The 24,268-nt window shown below is 55.9% G+C and carries 23 protein-coding genes and 2 tRNA genes; 13 read left to right on the top strand and 12 right to left on the bottom strand.

The features are described from left to right. Nucleotides 1-70: 70 nt before the first annotated feature. The 6 genes from rlmKL (at nucleotide 71) to rmf (ending at nucleotide 8,019) form a co-directional block, all read left to right on the top strand. Complete coding sequence (rlmKL, locus tag EGK14_RS08695; protein ID WP_125288887.1) at nucleotides 71-2,182, top strand: bifunctional 23S rRNA (guanine(2069)-N(7))-methyltransferase RlmK/23S rRNA (guanine(2445)-N(2))-methyltransferase RlmL; 2,112 nt, start codon at nucleotides 71-73, stop codon at nucleotides 2,180-2,182. Nucleotides 2,183-2,187: 5 nt separating this feature from the next. After that, the gene (locus tag EGK14_RS08690) at nucleotides 2,188-4,095 is read left to right on the top strand and encodes an ABC transporter ATP-binding protein (protein ID WP_125288695.1); all 1,908 of its coding nucleotides are present in this window, start codon (nucleotides 2,188-2,190) and stop codon (nucleotides 4,093-4,095) included. A 14-nt stretch (nucleotides 4,096-4,109) separates the two neighbouring features. After that, a complete protein-coding gene (gene pqiA, locus EGK14_RS08685) occupies nucleotides 4,110-5,384 on the top strand; it encodes a membrane integrity-associated transporter subunit PqiA (protein ID WP_125288694.1) in 1,275 nt (424 codons plus the stop codon). After that, entirely contained in the window at nucleotides 5,371-7,011 is a 1,641-nt protein-coding gene (gene pqiB, locus EGK14_RS08680; protein WP_125288693.1) for an intermembrane transport protein PqiB, read from the top strand. Before pqiA ends, pqiB begins: the two co-directional genes overlap by 14 nt. Further along, nucleotides 7,011-7,574: a membrane integrity-associated transporter subunit PqiC gene (gene pqiC, locus EGK14_RS08675; RefSeq protein WP_125288692.1), complete on the top strand. Its 564-nt coding sequence runs from the start codon at nucleotides 7,011-7,013 to the stop codon at nucleotides 7,572-7,574. Before pqiB ends, pqiC begins: the two co-directional genes overlap by 1 nt. A gap of 277 nt (nucleotides 7,575-7,851) precedes the next feature. Further along, entirely contained in the window at nucleotides 7,852-8,019 is a 168-nt protein-coding gene (gene rmf / locus EGK14_RS08670) for a ribosome modulation factor (protein ID WP_125288886.1), read from the top strand. Between the two features lie 63 nt (nucleotides 8,020-8,082). Here the strand turns inward: rmf and fabA are convergent, their stop codons facing one another. Continuing rightward, nucleotides 8,083-8,601: a bifunctional 3-hydroxydecanoyl-ACP dehydratase/trans-2-decenoyl-ACP isomerase gene (fabA, locus tag EGK14_RS08665; protein WP_125288691.1), complete on the bottom strand. Its 519-nt coding sequence runs from the start codon at nucleotides 8,599-8,601 to the stop codon at nucleotides 8,083-8,085. 68 nt (nucleotides 8,602-8,669) lie between these two features. Continuing rightward, nucleotides 8,670-10,415 (bottom strand): Lon protease family protein, encoded by a 1,746-nt coding sequence (locus EGK14_RS08660; protein WP_125288690.1) that lies wholly within the window; start codon nucleotides 10,413-10,415, stop codon nucleotides 8,670-8,672. 183 nt (nucleotides 10,416-10,598) lie between these two features. On the opposite strand from EGK14_RS08660, the gene matP reads away from it, so the two are divergent. Beyond that, complete coding sequence (gene matP, locus EGK14_RS08655; RefSeq protein WP_125288689.1) at nucleotides 10,599-11,054, top strand: macrodomain Ter protein MatP; 456 nt, start codon at nucleotides 10,599-10,601, stop codon at nucleotides 11,052-11,054. 98 nt (nucleotides 11,055-11,152) lie between these two features. Here the strand turns inward: matP and ompA are convergent, their stop codons facing one another. Together ompA and sulA are read right to left on the bottom strand one after the other, a co-directional pair. Continuing rightward, nucleotides 11,153-12,217: a porin OmpA gene (gene ompA, locus EGK14_RS08650; protein WP_125288688.1), complete on the bottom strand. Its 1,065-nt coding sequence runs from the start codon at nucleotides 12,215-12,217 to the stop codon at nucleotides 11,153-11,155. Between the two features lie 348 nt (nucleotides 12,218-12,565). Further along, a complete protein-coding gene (gene sulA / locus EGK14_RS08645; RefSeq protein WP_125288687.1) occupies nucleotides 12,566-13,066 on the bottom strand; it encodes an SOS-induced cell division inhibitor SulA in 501 nt (166 codons plus the stop codon). A 199-nt stretch (nucleotides 13,067-13,265) separates the two neighbouring features. On the opposite strand from sulA, the gene EGK14_RS08640 reads away from it, so the two are divergent. Beyond that, on the top strand, nucleotides 13,266-13,889 hold the full coding sequence (locus tag EGK14_RS08640) for a TfoX/Sxy family DNA transformation protein (RefSeq protein ID WP_125288686.1): 624 nt from the start codon (nucleotides 13,266-13,268) through the stop codon (nucleotides 13,887-13,889). Here the strand turns inward: EGK14_RS08640 and yccS are convergent. Both yccS and EGK14_RS08630 read right to left on the bottom strand, forming a co-directional pair. Then, nucleotides 13,886-16,012, bottom strand: coding sequence for a YccS family putative transporter (yccS, locus tag EGK14_RS08635; protein ID WP_125288685.1), 2,127 nt, complete (start codon nucleotides 16,010-16,012; stop codon nucleotides 13,886-13,888). The genes EGK14_RS08640 and yccS overlap by 4 nt on opposite strands. A 2-nt stretch (nucleotides 16,013-16,014) precedes the next feature. Then, nucleotides 16,015-16,461, bottom strand: coding sequence for a YccF domain-containing protein (locus EGK14_RS08630; protein WP_125288684.1), 447 nt, complete (start codon nucleotides 16,459-16,461; stop codon nucleotides 16,015-16,017). Between the two features lie 129 nt (nucleotides 16,462-16,590). Here EGK14_RS08630 and helD point away from each other — a divergent pair, with 129 nt between their 5' ends. Next, on the top strand, nucleotides 16,591-18,645 hold the full coding sequence (gene helD / locus EGK14_RS08625; RefSeq protein ID WP_125288683.1) for a DNA helicase IV: 2,055 nt from the start codon (nucleotides 16,591-16,593) through the stop codon (nucleotides 18,643-18,645). Nucleotides 18,646-18,664: 19 nt separating this feature from the next. On the opposite strand, the gene EGK14_RS08620 is transcribed toward helD, so the two are convergent. Both EGK14_RS08620 and EGK14_RS08615 read right to left on the bottom strand, forming a co-directional pair. Continuing rightward, nucleotides 18,665-19,123 (bottom strand): methylglyoxal synthase, encoded by a 459-nt coding sequence (locus tag EGK14_RS08620; protein ID WP_125288682.1) that lies wholly within the window; start codon nucleotides 19,121-19,123, stop codon nucleotides 18,665-18,667. Between the two features lie 68 nt (nucleotides 19,124-19,191). Further along, entirely contained in the window at nucleotides 19,192-19,824 is a 633-nt protein-coding gene (locus EGK14_RS08615) for a DUF2057 family protein (RefSeq protein WP_125288681.1), read from the bottom strand. Nucleotides 19,825-19,994: 170 nt separating this feature from the next. Here EGK14_RS08615 and EGK14_RS08610 point away from each other — a divergent pair, with 170 nt between their 5' ends. Then, nucleotides 19,995-20,408: a CoA-binding protein gene (locus tag EGK14_RS08610; protein WP_125288680.1), complete on the top strand. Its 414-nt coding sequence runs from the start codon at nucleotides 19,995-19,997 to the stop codon at nucleotides 20,406-20,408. Between the two features lie 27 nt (nucleotides 20,409-20,435). On the opposite strand, the gene hspQ is transcribed toward EGK14_RS08610, so the two are convergent. Beyond that, nucleotides 20,436-20,750 carry a heat shock protein HspQ gene (gene hspQ / locus EGK14_RS08605; protein WP_125288679.1) on the bottom strand — a complete coding sequence of 105 codons (315 nt, stop codon included), beginning with the start codon at nucleotides 20,748-20,750 and terminating at the stop codon, nucleotides 20,436-20,438. 62 nt (nucleotides 20,751-20,812) lie between these two features. Beyond that, nucleotides 20,813-22,003: a 23S rRNA (cytosine(1962)-C(5))-methyltransferase RlmI gene (gene rlmI, locus EGK14_RS08600; RefSeq protein WP_125288678.1), complete on the bottom strand. Its 1,191-nt coding sequence runs from the start codon at nucleotides 22,001-22,003 to the stop codon at nucleotides 20,813-20,815. An 84-nt stretch (nucleotides 22,004-22,087) separates the two neighbouring features. Here rlmI and yccX point away from each other — a divergent pair, with 84 nt between their 5' ends. After that, nucleotides 22,088-22,366 (top strand): acylphosphatase, encoded by a 279-nt coding sequence (gene yccX / locus EGK14_RS08595; RefSeq protein ID WP_125288677.1) that lies wholly within the window; start codon nucleotides 22,088-22,090, stop codon nucleotides 22,364-22,366. 9 nt (nucleotides 22,367-22,375) lie between these two features. Here yccX and tusE read toward each other — a convergent pair whose 3' ends face one another. Continuing rightward, on the bottom strand, nucleotides 22,376-22,702 hold the full coding sequence (tusE, locus tag EGK14_RS08590; protein WP_125288676.1) for a sulfurtransferase TusE: 327 nt from the start codon (nucleotides 22,700-22,702) through the stop codon (nucleotides 22,376-22,378). A gap of 109 nt (nucleotides 22,703-22,811) precedes the next feature. After that, nucleotides 22,812-23,468, bottom strand: a complete 657-nt coding sequence (gene yccA / locus EGK14_RS08585; RefSeq protein WP_125288675.1) for an FtsH protease modulator YccA — start codon at nucleotides 23,466-23,468, stop codon at nucleotides 22,812-22,814. 216 nt (nucleotides 23,469-23,684) lie between these two features. Between yccA and EGK14_RS08580 the strand changes: the two genes are divergently transcribed. Next, nucleotides 23,685-23,772 (top strand) — tRNA-Ser (locus EGK14_RS08580). Nucleotides 23,773-24,164: 392 nt separating this feature from the next. Further along, nucleotides 24,165-24,252, top strand: a tRNA-Ser gene (locus EGK14_RS08575). The last annotated feature ends 16 nt before the right edge of the window (nucleotides 24,253-24,268 follow it).

The raw sequence follows: 24,268 nt of genomic DNA, 5'->3' as shown, positions 1-24,268 counted from the left end.
AGCTAACTTTATGACATGCGCCCCGGATTAGCTATAATGCGCAGCAATTTTCCAGATGATAAGTGATGTTATGAATTCTCTGTTTGCCAGTACGGCGCGTGGGCTCGAAGAGCTGTTAAAAAGTGAACTGGAAGCGCTGGGGGCCGAGGCCTGCCAGATTGTCCAGGGCGGCGTACATTTTCAGGGCGACGATCGTCTGATGTATCAGAGCCTGATGTGGAGCCGCCTGGCTTCCCGCATCCTGCTGCCGCTGACCGAATGCGGCGTATACAGCGACCTGGATCTCTATCTGGGCGTGCAGGCCATCGACTGGCCGGCGCTGTTCGGCAGCGATAAAACCTTTGCCGTGCATTTCAGCGGACTGAATGAAGTGATCCGCAACAGCCAGTACGGCGCGCTCAAGGTCAAAGACGCCATCGTGGACAGCTTTACCCGTAAAAACCTGGCGCGACCTGATGTGGATCGCGAACAGCCGGATATCCGCGTTAATGTCTGGCTGAACAAAGACAATGCCAGCATTGCGCTGGATCTGAGCGGCGAAGGCCTGCACCAGCGCGGCTATCGTCAGCAAACCGGCATGGCGCCGCTCAAGGAAAACCTGGCGGCGGCTATCGTGCAGCGCTCCGGCTGGCAGGCGGGTACGCCGATGGTCGATCCTATGTGCGGCTCGGGCACGCTGCTGATTGAAGCGGCGATGATCGCCAGCGATCGCGCGCCTGGCCTGCATCGCACCCACTGGGGCTTTACCGGCTGGAACAAATTCGACGAGGCGCTGTGGCGGGAAGTGACCAGCGAAGCGAAAGTGCGTGCTCGTCGTGGACTTCAGGAAACGACGTCCCGTTTTTATGGCTACGACAACGACTCCCGCGTCATTGAACGCGCGCGCGTTAACGCCCGTCGTGCAGGTCTGGCGGAGCTTATCAGCTTTACCACCCAGGACGTGCTGAAGCTGACCAATCCGCTGGCGGAAGGGCCGACCGGCACCGTGCTGAGCAACCCGCCTTACGGCGAACGTCTGGAAAGCGAACCGGCCCTGATTGCGCTGCACAGCCAGCTGGGACGCCTGATGAAGCAGCATTTCGGCGGCTGGAACCTGTCGCTGTTCAGCGCGTCGCCGGAGCTGCTGAGCTGCCTGCAGCTGCGTGCCGAACGCCAGTTTAAGGCGAAAAACGGCCCGCTGGACTGCGTACAGAAAAACTATCAGCTGGGGGTGAACACCTCCGGCGTGGCGCAGATTGCGGAAGACTACGCTAACCGCCTGCGTAAAAACCTTAAGAAGCTGGAAAAATGGGCGCGTCAGGAAGGCATTGAATGCTACCGCATTTACGATGCCGATCTGCCAGACTACAACGTCGCTGTCGATCGCTATGGCGAGTGGGTGGTGGTGCAGGAGTATGCGCCACCGAAAACCATTGAGCCGGCTAAAGCCCGCCAGCGCCTGTTTGACGTTATTGCCGCCACGCTCAGCGTGCTGGATCTGCCGGCAAACCGTCTGGTGCTGAAAACCCGCGAGCGGCAGAAAGGCAAAAGCCAGTATCAGAAGTTGGGCGAAAAAGGCGACTTCTTCGAGGTTTCCGAGTTTAACGCGAAGCTGTGGGTAAATCTCACCGACTATCTGGATACCGGCCTGTTCCTGGATCACCGCATCGCGCGTAAAATGCTGGGGCAGATGAGCAAGGGCAAAGACTTCCTGAACCTGTTTGCCTATACCGGCAGCGCCAGCGTGCATGCCGGACTGGGCGGTGCCAAAAGCACCACCACGGTGGATATGTCGCGCACCTATCTGGAATGGGCAGAACGCAACCTGCGTCTGAACGGCCTGACCGGCCGCCAGCACCGCCTGATGCAGGCAGATTGCCTGAGCTGGCTGCGCGAGTCCGACGAGCAGTTCGATCTGATCTTTATCGATCCGCCAACCTTCTCGAACTCGAAAAGAATGGAAGAGAGTTTTGACGTGCAGCGCGATCATCTGCTGTTGATGAAAGATCTGAAAAGGCTGCTACGTAAAAACGGCACCGTGATGTTTTCCAACAACAAGCGCGGCTTCAAAATGGATCTGGAAGGCCTGGCCGATCTTCAGCTGCACGCTGAAGAAATTACCGCGAAAACGCAGTCGCAGGACTTCGCCCGCAACCGTCAAATTCATAACTGCTGGCTGATTACTCACGCCGGTAAGGAATAAGTTTTATGTCACTGATCAGTATTCATGGCGCTTACCTCTCATTCAGCGACGCGCCGCTGTTGGATAACACCGAGCTGCATATTGAAGAGAACGAGCGCGTCTGTCTGGTAGGGCGCAACGGTGCGGGCAAATCAACGCTGATGAAAATCATCAACCGTGAGCAGCCGCTGGACGATGGCCGCATTATTTACGAACAGGACCTCGTTATCGCGCGTCTGCAACAGGATCCGCCGCGTAACGTAAAAGGCTCGGTGTATGACTTCGTCGCCGAAGGCGTGAATGAACAGGCCGAGTACCTGAAGGCCTATCATGCGATTTCGCATCTGGTGATGAGCGATCCCAGTGAGAAAAACCTGAACGAGATGGGCAGGCTGCAAAGCATTCTCGATCACCAGAACCTCTGGCAGCTGGAGACGCGTATTCAGGACGTGCTGAAGCAGATCGGCCTGGACGGCGACGCGCCGCTCTCCTCGCTGTCCGGCGGCTGGCTGCGTAAAGCGGCGCTGGGCCGCGCGCTGGTCAGCAATCCGCGCGTGCTGATGCTGGACGAGCCGACCAACCACCTGGATATCGAAACCATCGACTGGCTGGAAACCTTCCTGAAAACTTTCCAGGGCAGCATTATCTTTATCTCGCACGACCGTTCGTTTATCCGCAATATGGCGACGCGTATCGTTGACCTCGATCGCGGCAAGCTGGTTTCCTGGCCGGGCGACTACGATCAGTTCCTGCTGGGCAAAGAAGAAGCGCTGCGCGTGGAAGAGATGCAGAACGCCGAATTCGACCGCAAGCTGGCGCAGGAAGAAGTCTGGATCCGTCAGGGCATCAAAGCCCGTCGTACCCGTAACGAAGGACGCGTTCGCGCGCTGAAAGCATTGCGCAACGAGCGCGCCGAACGCCGCGAAGTGATGGGCAAAGCCAATATGCAGGTGGAAGAGGCGAGCCGCTCCGGCAAAATCGTCTTTGAACTGGAAAACGTCAGCTACGGCGTGGCGGGCAAACAGCTGGTGAAGGATTTCTCCCGCCAGGTGCAGCGCGGCGACAAAATTGCGCTGATCGGCCCGAACGGCTGCGGCAAGTCTACGCTGCTGAAGCTGATGCTCGATCAGCTGAAACCGGACAGCGGTCGCGTGCATATCGGCACCAAGCTTGAAGTGGCCTATTTCGATCAGCACCGGACGGAACTCGACCCCGATCGCACGGTGATGGATAACCTGGCGGAAGGCAAGCAGGAAGTGATGGTGAACGGCAAGCCGCGCCACGTGCTGGGCTATCTGCAGGACTTCCTGTTCCACCCTAAGCGTGCCATGACGCCAGTACGTGCGCTGTCGGGCGGAGAGCGTAACCGCCTGCTGCTGGCGCGCCTGTTCCTGAAGCCCAGCAACCTGCTGATCCTCGATGAACCGACCAACGATCTGGACGTGGAAACGCTGGAACTGCTGGAAGAGCTGATCGACGGCTATCAGGGCACGGTGCTGTTGGTCAGCCACGATCGTCAGTTTGTCGATAATACCGTTACCGAGTGCTGGATTTTTGAAGGCCAGGGCGAGATCGGCGCCTTTGTCGGCGGCTATCATGATGCTCAGCTGCAGCGCACCGCCTACAAGCAAACCCGTAGCGCGGCGCAAAGCGCGCCGGCCACGCGTCAGGAAACCGTAAAAAGCGATCCGGCAAAGCGTCCGGCGGCTAAGATGAGTTATAACCTGCAGCGCGAGCTGGAGCAGATGCCGCAGAAGATGGAGCAGCTGGAGAACGAGCTGGCCTCGCTGCAGGCAACGGTGGCCGACGCCAGCTTCTTTGGCCAGCCGCACGATGTGACCCAGCCGGTACTGGATGCGCTTGCCGATGCCGAACAGGCGCTGGAAAAGGCTTTCGAGCGCTGGGAATACCTGGAATCGCTGAAAAACCAATAACCCCGAGGTAATCTATGTGTTCATCGCACCAGGCCGACCAGTGGATGCTTTGCCCGCAGTGCGACCTGATGACACAGTTGCCGCCTCTCACGCCGGGCAGCAAAGCCAGCTGCCCGCGCTGTGATACCACGCTGGTCATGAAATGGGATGAGCCGCGCAAGCGGCCAACCGGCTATGCGCTGGCGGCGCTGTTTATGCTGCTTCTGGCCAACCTGTTTCCTTTCGTCAATATGCACGTGGCGGGGATGGGCAGCGAAATTACGCTGATGCGTATCCCGCAGGTCATGGTTTCGGTGGATTACAGCAGCCTGGCGACGCTGTTTCTGCTGTTCGTGCAGGCCGTGCCCGCGCTTTGTATGCTTATTATCCTGCTGCTGGTGAACCCGGTTAATCTGCCCACGCCGTTAAAAAAAGCGATGGCGCGCGCGCTGTTTCAGATCAAAACCTGGGGCATGGCGGAAATTTTCCTGGCCGGCGTGCTGGTCAGCTTTGTCAAACTGATGGCCTACGGCGATATCGGCATCGGCACCAGTTTTATTCCCTGGTGTTTGTTCTGCGTGCTGCAGCTGCGCGCTTTTCAGTGCGTCGATCGCCGCTGGATGTGGCAGCGCATTGCGCCTCTGCCTGCGTTGCCGGCGAAACCGGTGCCTGCCATCAGCGGCCTGGCGCAGGATCTGCGTTCCTGCAGCTGCTGTACAGCCATACTGCCGGTCGGGCAACTCTCCTGCTCACGCTGCGGCACGCGCGGTCACGCCCGGCGCAGGCACAGCCTGCAATGGACAATGGCGCTGCTGCTGACCTCACTGCTTTTATATATTCCCGCTAACCTGCTGCCAATTATGATCACGGAATCCCTTGGCAGCAAAACGACGTCTACCATTATGGCGGGCGTGGTATTGCTGTGGGGAGAAGGATCCTATCCGGTTGCGCTGGTGATTTTTATCGCCAGTATCATGGTGCCTTCGCTAAAAATGCTGGCTATCGGCTGGCTTTGCTGGGATGCCAACGGCAGAAGCAAGCCGCATCAGGACAGCGAAAGGATGCATAAAATCTACGAGGTGGTGGAGTTTGTCGGCCGCTGGTCAATGATTGATGTCTTTGTGATAGCTGTGCTCTCCGCGCTGGTGCGCATGGGCCAGCTAATGAATATTTATCCCGCGACGGGGGCGTTGCTGTTTGCGCTGGTGGTGATCCTGACGATGTTAGCCGCCATGACGTTTGACCCCCGTCTGACCTGGGATCGTGTCAGTACCCAAACTAAAGAGGAGCCAGGCATTGCAGGAAAATAATCATGGCGTGGCGACGGTTGATCGAATCAAACGTTGGTCACCAGTCTGGATCATCCCCATTGTCACCGTATTAATCGGTGCGTGGATCCTTGTTTATCATTTCACCCATCAGGGGCCGCTGGTCACGCTGATCACCACCAACGCGGAAGGCATCGAAGGCGGTAAAACGGCGATTAAAAGCCGCAGCGTTGATGTCGGCACGGTAGAAAGCGCCGTACTGACTGACGATCTGCTGCACGTGAAAATTACCGCGCGCCTTAACGCCGGCATGGAAAAACTGCTGAAAGGCGACAGCGCGTTCTGGGTGGTTAAACCGACCATCGGCCGCGAAGGCGTTACCGGTCTGGGGACGCTGCTTTCCGGCTCCTATATTGAGCTGCAGCCGGGCAGCAAAGGCGAACAGTCCGAACAGTATAAGCTGCTGGATGCGCCGCCGCTGGCGCCGCCGGATGCCAAAGGGGTACGCATTACGCTGGACAGCGCGAAAGCGGGTCAGCTGAATGCTGGCGATCCGGTGCTGTTCCGTGGCTATCGCGTAGGCTCGGTGGAAACCAGCCAGTTCGACGCCGACAAACGTATGATGACCTATCAGCTGTTTATCGCCGCCCCTTATGACCGGCTGGTCACAACAAACGTGCGCTTCTGGAAGGACAGCGGCATCGCGGTAGATATGTCCGCTTCAGGTATGCGGGTTGAAATGGGCTCGCTGACCACGCTGTTCAGCGGCGGCGTCAGCTTTGACGTGCCGGACGGCTGGGATCTGGGACAGGCGGCGGCGAATAAAGCGGAATATAAGCTGTTTGACGATCAGCGCAGCATTCAGGATTCGCTCTACACCGTGCATAAAGACTTCCTGATGTTCTTCAGCGATTCTATTCGCGGCCTGCAGCCGGGCGCGCCTGTAGAGTTCCGGGGCATAAGACTGGGGACGGTCGCGGAAGTGCCGTTTAAATCCACTAAAGTCGCGCAGCAGCTGGGCAACGACTATCGCATCCCGGTACTGATCCGCATCGAGCCGGACCGCTTCCAGAGTATGCTGGGCAAGGACTTTGATATTGAGCAGCACCTGAAGGATGGTATCAAGGCGGGTCTTCGCGCCTCGCTGAAGTCGGCCAACCTGCTAACCGGCTCGCTCTATATCGATCTGGATTTTGACAGCAATGCTAAACCGTTCAAAGGACCGGCCTCTTTTGCGGGCTATAAGCTGATCCCAACGACCAGCGGCGGACTGGCGCAGATCCAACAGAAACTGATGGATACGCTGGATAAAATCAATTCGCTACCGCTGAACCCGATGATTAATCAGGCCACGGGCACGCTGAAAGAGAGCCAGCGCACTATTCGCGAGCTGCAGAAAACGCTGGATAACATCAACCAGATCACCGGCAGCCAGTCGATGAAAGAGCTACCGGCCGATATGCAGAAAACGCTGCGCGAGCTGAACGCCAGCATGAAAGGCTTCCAGCCTGGCGCACCGGCCTACAGCAAACTGGTTGGCGATATGCAGCAGCTCAATCAGGTGCTGCGTGAACTGCAGCCGGTGCTGAAAACGTTGAACAGCAAGAGCAATGCGCTGGTGTTTGAAGCAAAACCCGGCCAGGATCCCCAGCCGAAGAGGGCGAAATAATGAAAAAATGGCTACCTGTGGCTTTGGCCCTGGCGCTGAGCGCCTGCAGCAGCATCTCCGATACCACCTATTACCAGCTGCCCGTGGCGGCGAAGGGCGCGGCCGTCAGCAGCGTTGACGCCGCGCGGCCCGCGGTTTTTGTTCAGCATGTTTCCGTCCCGGACTATTTGTCCGGCAACGGGCTGGTTTACCAAACCAGCGACGTGAAATATACGATTGCCGCCAATAACCTCTGGGCCAGCCCGCTCGACCAGCAGCTGCAGCAAACGCTGGTGGCAAACCTGAGTCAGGCGCTGCCTGGCTGGCTGGTCTCGGCTTCACCACTGGGCCAGCAGCAGGATACGCTCAACGTAACGGTGACCGGCTTCCACGGTCGTTACGACGGCCATGCGGTGATCAGCGGCGACTGGGTGCTGGAGCATCAGGGGCAAATTGTGAAGCGCTCGTTTATGCTGGCCCTGCCGCAGAAAGAGGATGGCTACGACGCGCTGGTCAGAACGCTGGCAGAAGGCTGGCAGCAGGAGGCACAGGATATAGCCAACGGTATCCACAGCCTTAATTAGAAAAATTAATCACTGGCACTAAGCCCCGGTTTGTCAGCAATCAGATGATTGCACAATCGGGGCTTTTTTTATTGTCATACAGATGGTTATCTGGTTTTCGGGAGAGATTTCAGGCGATAAGTTTCCTCTATCCTCGCACAGGTTTATGACATTGGCGTGAAATTTGCGCGTTGATCTTAAGCGAAAATGGCGTTAGAACTAAATTGTGACTGCGTATGCACTCACTGATTTCTTTCCACCAGATTCCACCTGACCTGAAGAGGGGATTACAGGCATGATGAAGAGACAGAAACGAGATCGGCTCGAACGGGCACATTCCAGAGGTTATCAGGCCGGCATTACCGGACGCCCCAAAGAGATGTGTCCCTATCAAATGATAGATGCAAGATCTCACTGGTTGGGAGGTTGGCGACAGGCCATGGAGGACAGGACGGTTACCGCGTAATCCGCTCTGTTTACTGAAAAGGAAAACCTCCGCCCGGGCGGAGGTTTCGTCTTTTAAACGCGCTTAAAAAGCGGTGGTGTCCTTGAACAGGCCCACTTTCAGATCGGTAGCGGTATAGATAACGTTGCCATCCACCAGCACTTCGCCATCGGCTACGCCCATCACCAGCTTGCGGTTAATAACACGCTTAAAGTGAATACGGTAAGAGACTTTTTTTGCTGTTGGCAGAACCTGGCCGGTAAATTTAACCTCGCCTACGCCCAGCGCGCGGCCTTTGCCTTCCGCGCCCAGCCAGCCCAGATAGAAACCTACCAGCTGCCACATCGCGTCAAGACCCAGGCAGCCTGGCATCACCGGGTCGCCGATAAAGTGGCAGCCGAAGAACCACAGATCGGGATTGATATCCAGCTCCGCTTCCACAAAGCCTTTACCATAGTTGCCGCCATCTTCATTCATCTCGATGACGCGATCCATCATCAGCATGTTGCCAGACGGTAACGGCGGGCCTTCGGCACCGAAAAGTTCACCACGACCAGAGGCAATCAGGTCTTCTTTTGAGTAGGATTTGCGTTTATCTACCATGTTCTTAATAAGCCTTATTTTATTGAAGCACGAAGGTTAGCTTACAGCTGTAAGCTGAGCAAGCCCGATTAGCTCTGGTTAAACCAGTTCAGCCAGCGCAGCGGCCACGGACGTTGCCGACCTTCCTGTTGGTTTATTTGCGCAATGCGCTCCTGTATCGATCTTAGCAGACAAGGCGCATCTTCTTTGTCCCATTCGGTTTTGGTCAGGACAGGAAGCGCTTCCTCCACGCTATCCACCGCCCAGACGTGAAATTTACCTTCCCGCACGGCATCCACTACTTCCTGCTGCAGGCAAAGGTGACGCACGTTCGCCGCAGGAATAATAACGCCCTGGCTGCCGTTCAGCGTGCGCTGCTGGCAGATATGGAAAAATCCTTCGATCTTTTCGTTCAGGCCGCCGACCGGCTGCACGCGACCGAACTGATCCACCGAGCCGGTCACGGCAATCTGTTGCGTAATCGGCTGGCTGGACAGCGCGCTGATCAGGGCGCAAAGTTCTGCCAGCGACGCGCTGTCGCCATCCACTTCCGAATAGGACTGTTCAAATACGACCGAGGCGGAGAAGGGCAGCTGCTGATCAAGCTCCAGCTCCGCAATCAGCCATGCCTGCATAATCATCATGCCTTTGGCATGGATGTTGCCGCCCAGCTCTGCTTTACGCTCCACGTCATGGAACTCGCCGTCGCCCACATGCACGACACAGCTAATGCGGGAAGGTTCGCCGAAGGCGCGGGGATGGCCGGGAAATTCGATAACGGAAAGGGCGTTGATTTGACCAATCGCCTCGCCTTCGGTTTCGATCAGGATCTGATCCAGCAGGATCTCGTCACGAATTCGCTCGGCAAGGAAGCCTTCGCGCCACTCGCGATTATCCAGCGCCGCCTGAAGGTGTTCGCCGTTGAGCGGGTTTTCATCGCTGTTGGCCGCCGCCTCCTGAAACTGACGCGCCAGCCAGACGGGACACAGCGGCAGCGTTTCCTGATCGCCGGTATAGCGTACCGCTTCGCGTATCAGCACCGGCCAAAGATCGTCCGCAATCAGCAGATCTTCATCAGCAGCGACCGATCGCGCCCACTTGATCCACAAAGCGAACGACTGCTCGTCGACGATCTGAATGTTATCCTCAAATTCTGAATAGAACGCCAGCGCCGCCAGCTCAGGCTCCATCTCCTGGAAGTCAGCCAGCGCGTCGCGTTCACCGGTCAGGATAAGCCGAAAATGCAGCGGCATTGACGGCACGGCAACCGGCAGCGGCCGGGATTCGTCGGGCGAATGCCAGCTAAACTGGCGGGTGCTGAGGATCTGCTTCAGGCGTAGCCAGAGCAGCGGCTGGGCCAGCAGGGTGCGTAAAGAAAGCAGTAGCGTCCCGCCGTTAGCCTTGTGCACCAGCCCAGGTTCAAGGGTTAGCGTATTATTGTACTGACGGAAACAGCCGAACAGCTGTTCGGCCTCAATCCAGTCTGCGCTGTGCACGCCGCCCGTCGAGGCAAAATTATCCAGCTCCGACTCGGCCGGACGCCAGCTGACCGCCGCGCCGTCAATATGATAATGACCGCCGTACAGCGTCACGCTTTCATCATCAAAACCTGAAATCACGGCCTGCAGCAGAGCCTGATACTCCGGATGCTCCGGCGTTTTGACCAGCATCAGCGGCAGTTTTGCCTGGCTGTCCAGCAGCAGGCTCAGCGTATTGAACAGGCGTGACTGTACTTCGGAAAAGTAACAGGAATTATCAGGAAGCTCGGAGAAAAGCGACTGAACGCTGTCGGTATCGGGCTGCAGGGCGCGCCATTCAAGTTGGTTGTTGATCAAAGTTATCGTTTTTTTCTTAAAATGAGTAATACGTCATTATACAAGATTTCAGCCTGTTAAGCATCGCTGAGTTCTTCTTTGCACCCTTAGGGGGCGCAATTGCGAGTTCGCTCTGGTTTTCCGTGCGGCTATGTTAAAAAAGCTGTTATTCTAAATAGGTTACAGGTTTAGCATGAGATCCCGATGAAATACCAGCAACTGGAAAACCTTGAAAGCGGATGGAAGTGGACATACCTGGTGAAAAAACACCGGGAAGGTGAAGCGATCACGCGTTATCTGGAGCGAAGCGCGGCCCAGGCTGCCGTCGGTGAGCTGCTGGCGATAGAACACAGCCCTGGCGAGGTAACGACATGGATTGCCCGTCATATCAATCCGGCGCTGGAAAACCGCATGAAGCAAAGTATACGCGCGCGCCGCAAGCGTCACTTTAATGCCGAACATCAGCATACGCGTAAGAAATCTATCGATCTGGAGTATCTGGTCTGGCAGCGGCTGGCCGCGCTGGCGCAGCGGCGAAACGTCACGCTTTCGGACACCATTGTGCAGCTGATAGAAGATGCAGAGCATAAAGAAAAATATGCCAGCCAGATGTCTTCGCTCAGGCAGGATTTACAGGCGATTCTGGGCAAGCCGGATTAGGCCTGTCTGCAATGACGGCCGACGGGGTAATAAGCAGCAGCGCGAAACAGCGCCCACAAAAAACCCCGCCGAAGCGGGGTTTTTATCAAAGCGTAAACTTAACCCTGAGGCTGAGTTACCACGTCTTTGATGCCTTTAACCTGGATTTCTACGCGACGGTCTGGACCCAGACATTCGATCAGGGCGTTACGGCCTTTCACGCTGTCACAGGTGTTGCCGGTAACTGGGTTAGATTCACCCATGCCACGTGCAGAGATCTTGTTAGAAGGGATGCCTTTAGACACGAGGTAGTCAACAACGGACTGTGCACGTTTCTCAGACAGTTTCTGGTTGTACTGGTCAGAACCGATACGGTCGGTGAAGCCCAGAACCACGACGTTGCCGTCTTTAGGATCCAGAGAGCTCAGCTGGGTGTACAGCTGATCCAGAGCCTGCTGACCTTCTGGCTTCAGAGTCGCCTTGTTGAAGGTGAACAGCACGTCTGATTTCAGGGTGAAACGCTTGGTTTCAACAACTGGCGCTGGCGCTGGAGCCGGGGCCGGTGCTGGCGCTGCTTCATCCTGGCCGAAACGATAGGAAACACCTACGCTCAGCATGGCGTTATCTGGACGGGTGCCAACGGTGTTTGCGTCACCGATGTTGTTAACCCACTGGTAGTCCAGACGGGTAGCCCAGTTTTTGTTTACAGCATATTCAACACCTACAGCTGCCAGCGGAGAAACACCGGTATCGTGATCGCTGATGCGAGTACCGTTGTTGTTCTGCGTGGAGTCAGCGCGCCATACCATGCCGCCCAGACGGGTGTACACGTCCAGATCGTCATAGATTGGGTAGCTCAGTTTCGCAGCCAGCTGAATACCCTGTGCTTTAAATGCGCCGTTTACGACATTGCCTTTGTTAGGCATACGACCCAGCCAGTCATAACCCAGTTCGAAGCCCAGGTATTGATTAGCCTGGTAACCACCGAAGGCACCTGCGCCCAGCTGGCTTTCGTGAGTTGGGCCGTCGTTGTTTGCATAACCGTTACCGTAGTAACCAGTGTCGTGGTACTGAGACCAGCCCAGTTTCGCACCGGTATACCAGGTGTCATCTTTAGGAGCGGCCTGCGCTACGGTAGCGAAGCCAGCCAGTGCCACTGCAATTGCGATAGCTGTCTTTTTCATTTTTGCGCCTCGTTATCATCCAAATAGGCAATGAGCTTTCATTAGCTCTTTGATTTAATCCTTCGCCGGGTTATGACGCTCGATTATGACTCATCCAAAAAAGGGAGATTATTGAGCACCCTGGCGACGTAAAGTCTACAACGTACCAGCAAACTTACAAGTAAGATGTGCAGGCGCTCTGAAAAAAAACGGCGTTTTGTACACATTTTTACACATTTGCGTACAGGATAGCGGGAGATAATTTCCGGGAAAAACGAGGCTAAGCCATTGTCACGCCGGGTCATAGCATAATCAGACGCTTATCACGCCCGGCGAAGAAGTTTATGATGAGAAAACTCTTATTTTTACTTAATGATACAAACTTGACTGAATTTTTAACCCATTAAAGGGTCTGTGCGCGACAATTTCGACCGGATCCGGTCGCATAATCAGGCCTAAAGCCTGGCCGCTTAATGCTGCGTCATGCAGTCGACGACGATCTTCCTCGGTCAGTTCCTCGGGCAGCCAACCCAACACCACGCTGTAGTTCCCCGTTTGCAGCGCTTTAATCATGGCTTCCAGCGTATTAATGGCTTGTCCCTGCACCTGCATCACTTTATTAAGCGGCAGCCCGGAACGCGCAAGCCAGCTGCGGCTCAGCTTTTGCTGCGGCGTCAGCCATAGCTGCCAGCGGGACTGGGTACCCAGCTGCTGAAGCAGGGGTAGCAGCAGCATTTGCGTCATGCCCGGCTGATTCTCGCTGTAGATCAGTTCGCTGATCAGGCCAGTCGCTTCGCTGTGGGATGAAGAAGAGCGGGGCTGAGGAAAACGGCTGTTAACAGAATGAGATTTCATGGAATGAGTACGCATATCGGCTTTGCTCGCAGGTCACTGTATGGATATACAGTATAAGGGCGGTGAACAAAGATCAACCCTAAATTTTGATAACGTCTCGCAAAATCACAATGAAACCGGCTGTAACGGCAATTAGTAATTGAACCTGTTACCACGATTGCATACTTTTCATTTCACACAGGGACGAGGGTATTCTGTATACAGGGAGAAAAGGATGAGTCAGTCAAAAAAACAGATTGAAAAAGCCAGACGTCAGCTCGCCGAACTGGGCGAAATCGAATGCCGCAGCCAGTTTGGCGGCTATAGCCTGTCGATAGAGAACGTGGTGTTCGCGCTGGTAGCGGAAGGGGAGCTTTATCTGCGGGCCTGCGAGCAGGTGAAGCCCTATATCGTGGAGCGGAAGATGCAGCCTCTGCATTTTACTAAAAGAGGGATGCCGGTCGCGCTGGATTATTATCGGGTGGACGATCCGCTGTGGAAAGAGCACGGGCAGCTGGTGGCGCTCTCGCGGCTTTGCCTGCAGGGCGCACGCCAGCAGCGAACGCGGAAGCAGCAAAACCAGCGCCTGAAAGATTTGCCTAATTTGACTATCCGCATCGAGACGCTGCTACGTCAGGCCGGGATCAGCACTATCGCCATGCTCAAAGAGCAGGGTGCCAGACGCTGTTGGCTCAAGCTGTACGCCAGCAACAATAACCTGGGCATCAACGTACTTTTCGCGCTGGAAGGCGCGATTACGGGCCGCCATCACGAGGCGCTGCCCGAAAGCGTAAAAACCGAGCTTCGTCAGTGGCATAAGGAAACGTTGCGGCGCTGGGCCAGGCAGCAAAAGTCTTAGGCCAGCCTCTTTTTTTTCAGCCGGACAATTTCCGGCAGCAGCGCGACCAGCAGGCCAACCTGCTGTAAAACCAGCGGCTCCTTTGTGTCCGGCGCCGCTTCCGCTGCTGCCAGGCGGGCAGAAAGATTGCCCAGCAGCCTGGCCGCTTTGTCTTCATCAACAATATCAATATGCAGCACATCGTCGACGTAGCAGACCGCATCATCCATCAGTTGCAGCATCGCCGGATTGGTTATCTTCTCGCGATGGGCGCCCAGCGCGGAAATATAGCTGAGGAAAGAGTGGTTCAGGCACAGCAGTCGGAAAGCGTCTTCACGCAGGCCCGCGCTGGCGTTTTTTTCGGCCGAAATATTAGACACCACAGAGGCCAGCTCGGCGTCGCAGTTGTGCGCATCGCGCCGGGCAATGCGGTAATCCAGGCGATTATCTTTGCCCTGGTGATATTGCACCAGAATGGCGTCCAGATAGCGGCAGTTGGCGTTAAGCGTGCGATCCGCGACGGCGGAAAGCTGGCGGAAACGCCAGTCGGGCCAGATAAAGGCCACGGCGATCCAGGCTATGCCGCAGCCCAGCAGCGTATCAATAATACGCGGCAGCGCGATCTCGAACCCCTCACCAAGCAGATTAAAGCAGCAAAGTACCAGCAGGGTGATAAAAAGCGTAGCGTAGGCATATTGCGACTGTCGGAAGGCGAAAAACAGCACGCCGGTAAGCACAATGAGTAGCAGCTGTCCCTCAATGGAGGGGATCAGCCAGAGTAGCGGCAGACCGATCGCTATACCGGCCAGCGTGCCGATAATGCGCAGCGCCAGTCGCCTTTTCGTCGCGTTGTAGTTGGGCTGGCAGACAAACAGGCTGGTCAGCAGGATCCAGTAGCCGTGTTCCAGCCCGGTGATCTGGATAAAAGCGTAGCCTGTACAGAGCAGCAGCGACATACGCACGGCGTGACGGAAAAGCGGCGACTGCGGCGAAAGATGGCGACTCAGGCGCAGGCGGATATCTGGCCAGCCGGTCAGGCCTTCACTGGAAAGACGTCCGTCGCTGTTGTCCTGCAAAACCTGCTCAGACTCGATGGTCGCCAGCTGGGCGTCGATAGCCTTAAGGTTATGCAGCAGATAATGCATAGCTTTCAGTTCGTTGCTGGCGGGTTGAGTCGCGCTCAGACGCTCCAGCGCGGCCTGAAGATGCACAAAAGCGCGCTCAAAACGCGGATCGTGCTGCCAGGGCTCGCGCAGCAAGATAGCGTTGGAGAGCTGCTGGCAGGCGCGAGCCTGCATGGTTAACAGCCGCTGAAAGCGGAACAAAATATCGCTGTAGCGATATTCTTTGCGTAAGGCGTGATATTGCGCGTGGGAAGAGCTGGCGCGCTCGTGAATATCCTGCGCCACGAAATAATAGTGCAGCGTACGGCGGGTGCTACGCTGCCCGCGATCGCCGCGCAGCCGGGACTGGATGGAAATCTTGGTTTGATTCAGGGTGGCGACCAGCTGGCTATTGGCCATTGCCGCTTCAATCAGCGAAGCGTCGTCATTTTCTTCGATGTCTGGATCGAAGAGACCTGCTTTTGCTTCCAGGTAACGCGCCAGGCCTTCAAAGCAGCGCGCAATGTTCTCCTGTAACGGACGCACGGGAAAAATCAGGTGACCGATCAGCGTCAGCAGGTTGTACCAGATAGCTCCCGTCAGCAGCAGCGAGGGCTGCAAATACCACTGTGGAAACAGACCAAGTCCCAGCAGCGTATAGACAGCGATCAGCAGTGCGCCGAAAGCAATAGTCGCGTAACGCTGACCCAGCGCGCCGAGCAGGATAAACCCCCAGGTAGACAGCGCCAGCCCAAGGGTAAACAGCCAGGGAAAAGGAGAAAGCAGCTCCACCGAGACGGAGGCCACGCAAAAGCAAACCAGGGTGATCAATAAATTGCGCAGCCTGCCGCTGAGGCGATCGTCAAGATCGGCCAGCGCTGCCGCCACTACGCCCAGCGTTAGCGGGATAGTCCAGGTTATCTGGCCCAGCCATAAAGGCACGCCCGCCGTGCCGGCCAGCGCAAAAAAGATGCGCAGGTTGTAGAGCAGGGCACTGTTATAGGCATAGCGACGCAGGCGTGGCGACAGCGACAGGCGCATAGTTAGTTATACCGGCTGCGGGCGTTGGCTTCACGGGCGGCTTTGGCGACTTCAACGCTGACTACGCGGCGTCCGACCGGCCAGAGTGCGATAGCGGCGATCTTAAAGTGTGCGATGCCCGTAGGGATACCGATAATTGTAATACACTGCGCGATACCTACCAGGATATGGGTGACGCAAAGCCACCAGCCGCAGAAAATAAACCAGATGATATTTAACACGGTGCCGCCGGAGTTCAACAAAACATTCTTTTTGGCGGGGTTAAGCTCATCCACATGCACCGCTTCATTGCCGAAAGGCAGCAGCGAAAGCCTGGTGATTTCCCAGCAGGAACGGGTCAACGGCAGCGTAATAATGAAAACGATGCTGAGCAGCGTGGCAACAAGCCAGCCAAGAGTCGTGACAAAACCGCCCAGAAAGAAATTTAAAATATTTAAAACGGTACGCATCAGATAGGGTCCTCGCGCTGCGCGAAAAAAGAAAATTCAATACGTTGATTATACCGCGTTTTAACGCTGGAGCGGTACATCCTTGCCGGGTAAACTGTCCGACAGATTAACCGCAGCCCGAGAGCCTCTATGGAACTGAAAGCAACCTCGCTGGGTAAGCATCTGGCGCAGCATCCCTATAATCGGGTGCGTCTGCTCTCTGCCGGCGTCGAAGTCAGTGGTCAGAAGCATGAATACCTGATCCCTTTTAACCAGCTGTTGGCGATCCGCTGCAAACGCGGACTGGTCTGGGGAGAGCTGGAATTTTCGCTGCCCGATAATAAAGTGGTGCGTTTGCACGGCACGGAGTGGCAGGAAACGCAGCGTTTTTATCACTATCTTAACCAGGCATGGCAGGCATGGAGCCAGCAGATGAGCCCGATCGCCGCCGAAGTTTTACAGCAGCAGGTCGTAAGACTAAGCGAGTTTGAGCAGCAGGATCGCTGGCTGAAACGCCAGGAGGTGGCGAACTGGGGCGAAAAAATTCGGGATGCTTTCTCCTCGCAGCCTTTACCCGTCGCCCGTCTTGAAGAGTTTGAATCCTGTCGCGAAGCATACCTTTTCTGTCGGCGCTGGCTGGAAAACAGCGAGGCGCAGCGTCAGCAGCGTAACAGGCGCTGGACGGAAAAAATGCTGGTGCAGTATGCCGATTTTTTTGCCGGGATCGAAAGTTCACCGCTTAACGCCTCCCAGGCCGGCGCGGTAGTCAACGGCGAGGAGGCGGTGCTGGTGCTGGCCGGGGCGGGCAGCGGGAAAACCTCGGTGCTGGTGGCGCGTGCAGGCTGGCTGCTGATGCGTAAAGCGGCTGCCGCAGAGCAAATTCTGCTGTTGTCATTTGGCCGTCGGGCAGCGGAAGAAATGAACCACCGGCTTAAAACGCGGCTCGGTAGCCATGACCTTGAAGCGCGCACTTTTCATTCCCTGGCGCTGCACATTATTCAGCAGGGCAGCAACAGGTCGCCAGTGATTAGCAAGCTGGAAACTGACGGCGCGCTGAGGCGCAGGCTGCTGACAGAAACCTGGCAGCAACAGTGCAGCGAGAAAAAAGCGCAGGCCAGCGGCTGGCGGCAGTGGCTTCATGAGGATTTAGGCTGGGAGCTGGACGAAGGTGCTTACTGGCAGGATGAGAAGTTGGCCAACAGAGTCGGCGCGCGTCTGGAGCGCTGGCTGGAGCTTATGCGAATGCACGGCGGCGCGCAGGCCGCGATGATCGACTCCGCGCCGGAAGCGGTTCGCGATCTGTTCAGCAAACGAGTCAAACTGATGGCGCCGCTGTTAAAAGCCTGGAAAGGCGCTGTGAAAGAAGAAGGCGCGGTAGATTTTGCCGGGCTGATCCATCAGGCGATCGCCGTGTTGGAAAAAGGACGCTTTATCAGTCCGTGGAAGCACATCCTGGTCGATGAATTTCAGGATATGTCGCCGCAGCGAGCGGCTCTGCTGGCGGCGCTACGCAGACAAAACAGTCAGTCTTCGCTGTTCGCCGTGGGCGATGACTGGCAGGCGATTTATCGCTTTAGCGGCGCGGAAATGGCCCTCACTACCGCCTTTCATCATTATTTTGGTGCAGGCGAACGCTGCGTGCTGGACACGACCTGGCGATTCAACGAGCGTATTGGCGAAATAGCCAATGACTTTATCCAACGCAATCCGTCCCAGCTGAAAAAAACGCTGAACAGCCTGAGCAAAGGCACTAAAAAAGCCCTCTCGTTGCTGCCTGATTCACAGCTGGAACCGCTGCTGAATAAGCTCAGCGGCTACGTCACGCAGGAAGAAAAAATCCTGATCCTTGCGCGCTATCACTACCAGCAACCGCCGCTGCTGGCTAAAGCGAAAACTCGCTGGCCAGGCCTGAATATTTCTTTTGCAACGATACACGCCAGCAAGGGGCAGGAAGCAGATTACGTCCTGTTGCTGGGGCTAAAAAGCGGCGAGGATGGGTTTCCGGCCGCTGCCAGAGAGTCGGTTATCGAGCAGGCGCTGCTGCCGCAGCCGGAAGATTTTCCCGACGCCGAAGAGCGGCGTTTGGCCTATGTCGCCATTACGCGGGCGAAAAAACAGGTTTGGCTGCTGTTTGACAGCGATGCGCCGTCAGGCTTTGTAGCAGAATTTAAACGCATGGGCGTACCGCTGTTACGCAAGCCGTAATCCGGCACGCCCGTGGCGTCTACTGCAGGCGCGCCTGCAAATAACGTTGATAGTCAGGAATAGAAATATCAAGCGGCTGTGCGAACAGCGGGGAATGAATAATAAAGTCGGCGGTGGCGCGATTGGTCGCAACAGGAATATTCCAGACCGTTGCCAGGCGCAGCAGCGCTTTGACGTCAGGATCGTGCGGCACCGCGTTCAGCGGATCCCAGAAGAAAATCAGCACGTCGATTTTGCCTTCCGAAATCAGCGCGCCTACCTGCTGGTCGCCGCCCATTGGGCCGCTTAGCATAGCGGTCACCGGCAGGCCGGTGGCGCGCTGGATCAGATTGCCGGTGGTGCCGGTTGCGTACAGCGTATGGTGCTGCAACAGCGCTTTGTGGCTGTCGACCCACGCCATCATTGAGGCTTTACAGTGATCGTGCGCGACCAGCGCAATATGTTTTTTTTCCCCTAGGGTGCGGGTAGTCTGCTCCATGGCGATATCCTGTTGCGTTGAAAAGCAAACTATACGGCTTCCGATCCCGGGATGCCAGCAAGGCAGGCTTAACCTGTGCGTAGGGCTTTCATTAGCAGAACAAAACGTTGGCGGGTAGCGGCGTCAACCTGTTGATACCATAGCTGCAGTACGCGGCCAGCCGGATAGTGGCTGCTGGCGAAAGTCAGCGTATCGTCTGTCGGGCTGCCGGTAGTATGCGGCTGCGCAAAACGAGGTACCGAAGCCGAATGGCCCTGCATATTATAAACCGCCATTTCCCGTTCATAATTTTCGCCGGCGGTGCCGGTCAGCCTGTCCTGCTGACTCTGCACGATCTTGCCGTGCTCGTCATGCAGCTGAAAATCGGGGCGATGAGCAAACGCACGTGCCTGGGCAGACGTGTGGATAGCAGGCAACGCGATAGCAATTGATTTAACGTTGGTAGTAAAAGTCACGATCAGCGGCGGCGAACGCCAGGATGAGGTATGGCTGTTTTCCAGCCTTTTTTCTATGCGGAACAGCAGCTGGTGCTGCCCTTGCTCCAGTTCCAGCCCATCGGCGCCTTTCAGCAGCGAACCGGAAATTTTATGACCGTCGAGCACCAGCAGATCGATCTCAGGCGCGAGTTTTAAGGTGGTCGCCTGGGCCGCAGCCGCAACCCACATTGCCATCAACCCTGTCAGGAGCAGACCCAGCTTCATTATTTCTCCAGATGCCCAAAATGTAAAAAAAGAGCGAATGTATCAAAGTCTTTCAGTATGACAGCATATTAACATTTTTACATATCTATTCATGCTAAATCTTTTGCGGCTATGATTATAAGCGCAAAATACGATCGTCTTGCAAAACAGAAATAGTTAACGGAGCCGCTATGGACGACAACATGATTACTGAAGTTTTGACAACGACTCGCCATATCGCGCTGGTGGGCGCCAGCGAGAAACCCACCAGGGCCAGCCATTACGTGATGGCGTATCTGCTTGGGCAGGGCTACAAGGTGACGCCGGTCAGCCCTAAACTGGCCGGGCAAACGCTGCTGGGACAGCGGGTTTATGCAAAGCTGGAAGAGATCCCCGAGCCGGTGGATATGGTTGACGTGTTCCGTAATTCGGAGGCGGCCTGGGGCGTGGCGCAGGAGGCAATAGCTATAGGCGCCAAATCGCTGTGGCTACAGCAGGGCGTTATTAATGAGCAGGCTGCGGTGCTGGCTGCCGATGCGGGTCTGAAAGTGGTGATGGATCGTTGCCCAATGATAGAAATTCCTCGTCTGGGATTGGGCAGATAATAAAAAACCCCGCAAGCGGGGTCTTTGTCAGTTTCTGAGGCGTGGCGCCTGCAGCTGTTTGCGAATGGAGGCGGCGAGTTCATCCATTGAAGGATGCTCGGGGTGCTCGCCCGGTATCTCCCAGCCCAGCTGCGCTTCCGCCAGATAGGTGTGCACCGTTTCGCCGTTATCGTCTTCCATTACAACGTGATACCACGGGGCATTGCGTAACGCGCCGTCGGCGATATCATCAATTTCAGGATCCTCTAACGAGTATTCCGGATCCACATCAACCACCACCCCTAAAAAACCCAGCAGCTTGTGTCGTACCTGCTGGCCAAGTCCAAATTTGCTGGCAATCATCGTGACCTCCCGAGAAACATAACCCTGCTATCCTTTATGGGGGCAGCGTTAGCGTTTTCAAGTCACAGCACGCGACAGGCAAATCCTTTCAGATAGAGACCTTCCGGATAGCTGGCGATCACCGGGTGATCGGCTGCCTGCCTGAACTGTTCTATAAATTGTACATCACGCTGTGCATCGAGCGCAGCATCAGCAATAATTTTCTGGAACAGCTCGGTAGGCATCAGGCCAGAGCAGGAGAACGTCATCAGCATACCGCCGGGATTAAGCAGCTGCATTGCCAGCATGTTGATATCTTTATAGCCACGGCAGGCGCCGGCCAGCTGGTTTTTGTTCTCAACGAACTTTGGCGGATCCATCACGATCAGATCGAATTTTTCTCCGCTTTCGCGATAGCGACGCAGCAATTTAAATACGTCATCGCGCAGAAACTCTGCTTTGCTGAGATCCAGACCGTTCAGCTCTACGTTCTGGCGAGCCACATCCAGCGCCGCCTGTGAGGTATCCACGCTGATCACCTGCTGGCAGCCGCCCATCAGTGCCGAAACGGCAAAGCCGCCGGTATAGGAGAAGCAGTTCAGCACGCGGCGATCTTTTGCATAGCGGCGCGTAGCCAGCCGGCTGTCGCGCTGGTCAAGGTAGTAGCCGGTTTTATGGCCGGTCTGAATATCGACCAGCAGTTTCATACCGTGTTCGGTAATCGGCAGCAGTTCAGGCGGCGTTTCGCCCATCACCACGCCCTGCGTCAGCTCAAGACCCTCTTTTTTACGTACCGATACGTCAGAGCGATCGTAGATGGCGCATTGCGGATAGCAGTGCTGTAGTGCGGTAATCAGGGCGGCGCGCTGGTATTCGGCACCGGCGGAAAGCAGCTGCAGCACCAGGAAATGGCCAAAGCGATCGATGGTAATGCCCGGCAGGCCGTCCGACTCGCCGGCGATCAGGCGATAGCTGTCGAGATCGTCACGCTCCGCCAGCCAGTCGCGCAGCTGCTGAGCTGCCTGCAAACGTCGGGTAAAGAAAGCGATATCGATCGCTTCATCCTGTTCCCAGCTCCAGACGCGGGCGCGGATTTGCGAAGCGGGCGACCAGGCGGCGCGGGCCAGCCATTTACCCTGGCTGTCGCAAACGTCAATGGTTTCGCCCGACTGGGCTTTGCCTTCCATACGGGCTACGGCACCGGAGAAAACCCAGGGATGGCGGCGGAGTAAGGACTTTTCACGTCCTTTAGCGAGAATCAAACGAACGGTCATATTTGCTATGCTTACAGTCAGAAAAACAGGCGTCATTGTCCGGTGCCTGGCTACAAAAAGCAAACTGTCTCTTCAGGAGGAAATATGACGGCAATCTGTAAACGAGCGTGGGTCCACGGCAGCGTGCAGGGCGTGGGATTTCGCTATACAACCCAGCACGAAGCGCGCGCGCGCGGGCTTAATGGCTATGCCCGCAATCTTGACGATGGCAGCGTAGAGGTATTGGCCTGTGGGGAGGAAAAAGAAGTCGAGGCGCTGATTGCCTGGCTGAAGGCGGGCGGGCCGCGTTCGGCCAGGGTCGATAAAGTGCTGACGGAACCCTGTGCGCTTCAGGAGCAGCCTGCGGGTTTCACCACCGGATAAAGATCTTCACTACAGGCATTTAGCCGGTTTAGGCAGGCCGGCAATTTTAGTGGCCTGTTTTGCCGGGCCCTTAGGGAAAAGGCGGAACAGGTAGCGGCTGTTGCCTTTCTCTTCGCCATATTTTTTCGCCATGGCTTTAACCAGCATGCGCACGGCTGGAGAAGTATTAAATTCCAGATAGAACCCCCGTACAAAGCGCACGACTTCCCAGTGGGCTTCGCTCAGCTCGATGCCTTCTTCCTCCGCCAACAGCAGAGCCAGCGCCTCGCTCCAGTCCGAAGTGTTAGTCAGATACCCCTGTGCGTCACGCGAAATTTCTTTACCGTCAAAAAACACCGTTTTGCCTCTGTATTGATAACCGGGATGCAGTTTACCAAAATTTTCCCGCGCGGATGCGCAAAAAAAAAGCCCCGCGCTGCGGGGCTTTTTGTTTTCGTTCAACGCATCAGTTGCTGCGGGACATGCCAAGGATACTCAGCAGGCTGACAAAAATGTTGTAGATGGAAACATAAAGGCTGACGGTAGCGCGGATATAGTTGGTTTCGCCGCCGTGGATGATATTGCTGGTTTCCCACAGGATAGCGCCTGAAGAAAACAGGACGAACATTACGCTAATCGCCAGATGCAGGGCAGGGATCTGCAAAAACAGATTAGCCACAACGGCCACCAGCAGTACCACAAAACCTGCCATCATCATGCCGCCCAGGAACGACATATCCTTGCGTGTGGTCAGCACGTAGGCTGAACAGCAGAAGAACACCAGCGCGGTGCCGCCGAGCGCCAGGCCGATAACATCGCCCATGCCCGCCGACAGCAGGGTATTCAACATTGGCCCCAGGCAATAGCCGAGAAAGCCGGTAAAGGCAAAGGCAGCCAGGATGCCGGTTGGGCTGTCCGCCAGGCGGTAAGTCAGAAACATCAGGCCATAAAAGCCAGCCAGCATGATGATTAAGCCCGGCGCGGGCAGGGCGAAAACGGTGCTGAGCGTGGCGGTGACCGCCGAAAAAGCCAGCGTCAGCCCCAGCAGAAAATAGGTGTTACGCAAAACTTTATGCGTGGCAAGCAGCGAGCTTTGCCTGGTATGAGTAACGATGCGATCCATAGAAATGCCTCTTAAGGTCATTAGATTGCAGTGAGAATAAGGACCGCGCCTGAAGGGGGGAAGACGTTTTACCCTTCTTTACTCGTTAAGGCGGCGTTTCTGTGAGCAGGCTGGCGCTAATAACAACAAAAAAACCAAAACTGGCTGTTTTTGCGGCAGTTGAATCAGGCCCTGCTTTACATCGGCGCGGAGGATGTTTATAGTTCGGGTCATTGCGGAGGGGTGGCCGAGTGGCTGAAGGCACCGGTCTTGAAAACCGGCGACGGGAAACCGTTCGAGAGTTCGAATCTCTCCTCCTCCGCCATCAAATTTAACGGGTCAGCGAAAGCTGGCCCGTTTTGCTTTGCGCATGATATGGCATAGCCGCCTGATTTAGGATCCTTGCTTCCCCAACTACCCAACTACCCAACTACCCAACTACCCAACTACCCAACTACCCAACTACCCAACTACCCAACTACCCAACTACCTAGCTACTCAGCTACCTTATCTTATTACGGCATCGCTGTTAGCTATTCCAGGCCCATTGTTGGCGGCTTTTTGAACCACTGCGGCGCATTTCCTGAGCAGCCGAAAAAAAGATGTATAAAAGCGCATAAATTCAACAAAATAGCTAAAAAAATGCTTGGCAGCCTTTGGGCTTTCCCCTATACTTCGCGCCATCAGATGCACTTCAGGTGCAGATGGTAAAAGTGCGGAGGGGTGGCCGAGTGGCTGAAGGCACCGGTCTTGAAAACCGGCGACGGGAAACCGTTCGAGAGTTCGAATCTCTCCTCCTCCGCCATCAAATTTAACGGGTC

Source organism: Erwinia sp. 198, from assembly GCF_003937915.1.
GTDB classification, from domain to species: Bacteria; Pseudomonadota; Gammaproteobacteria; order Enterobacterales; family Enterobacteriaceae; genus Erwinia; species Erwinia aeris.
Note: the sequence above shows the minus strand (reverse complement) of the source record. Positions and strands in the feature narration are given on the sequence as shown.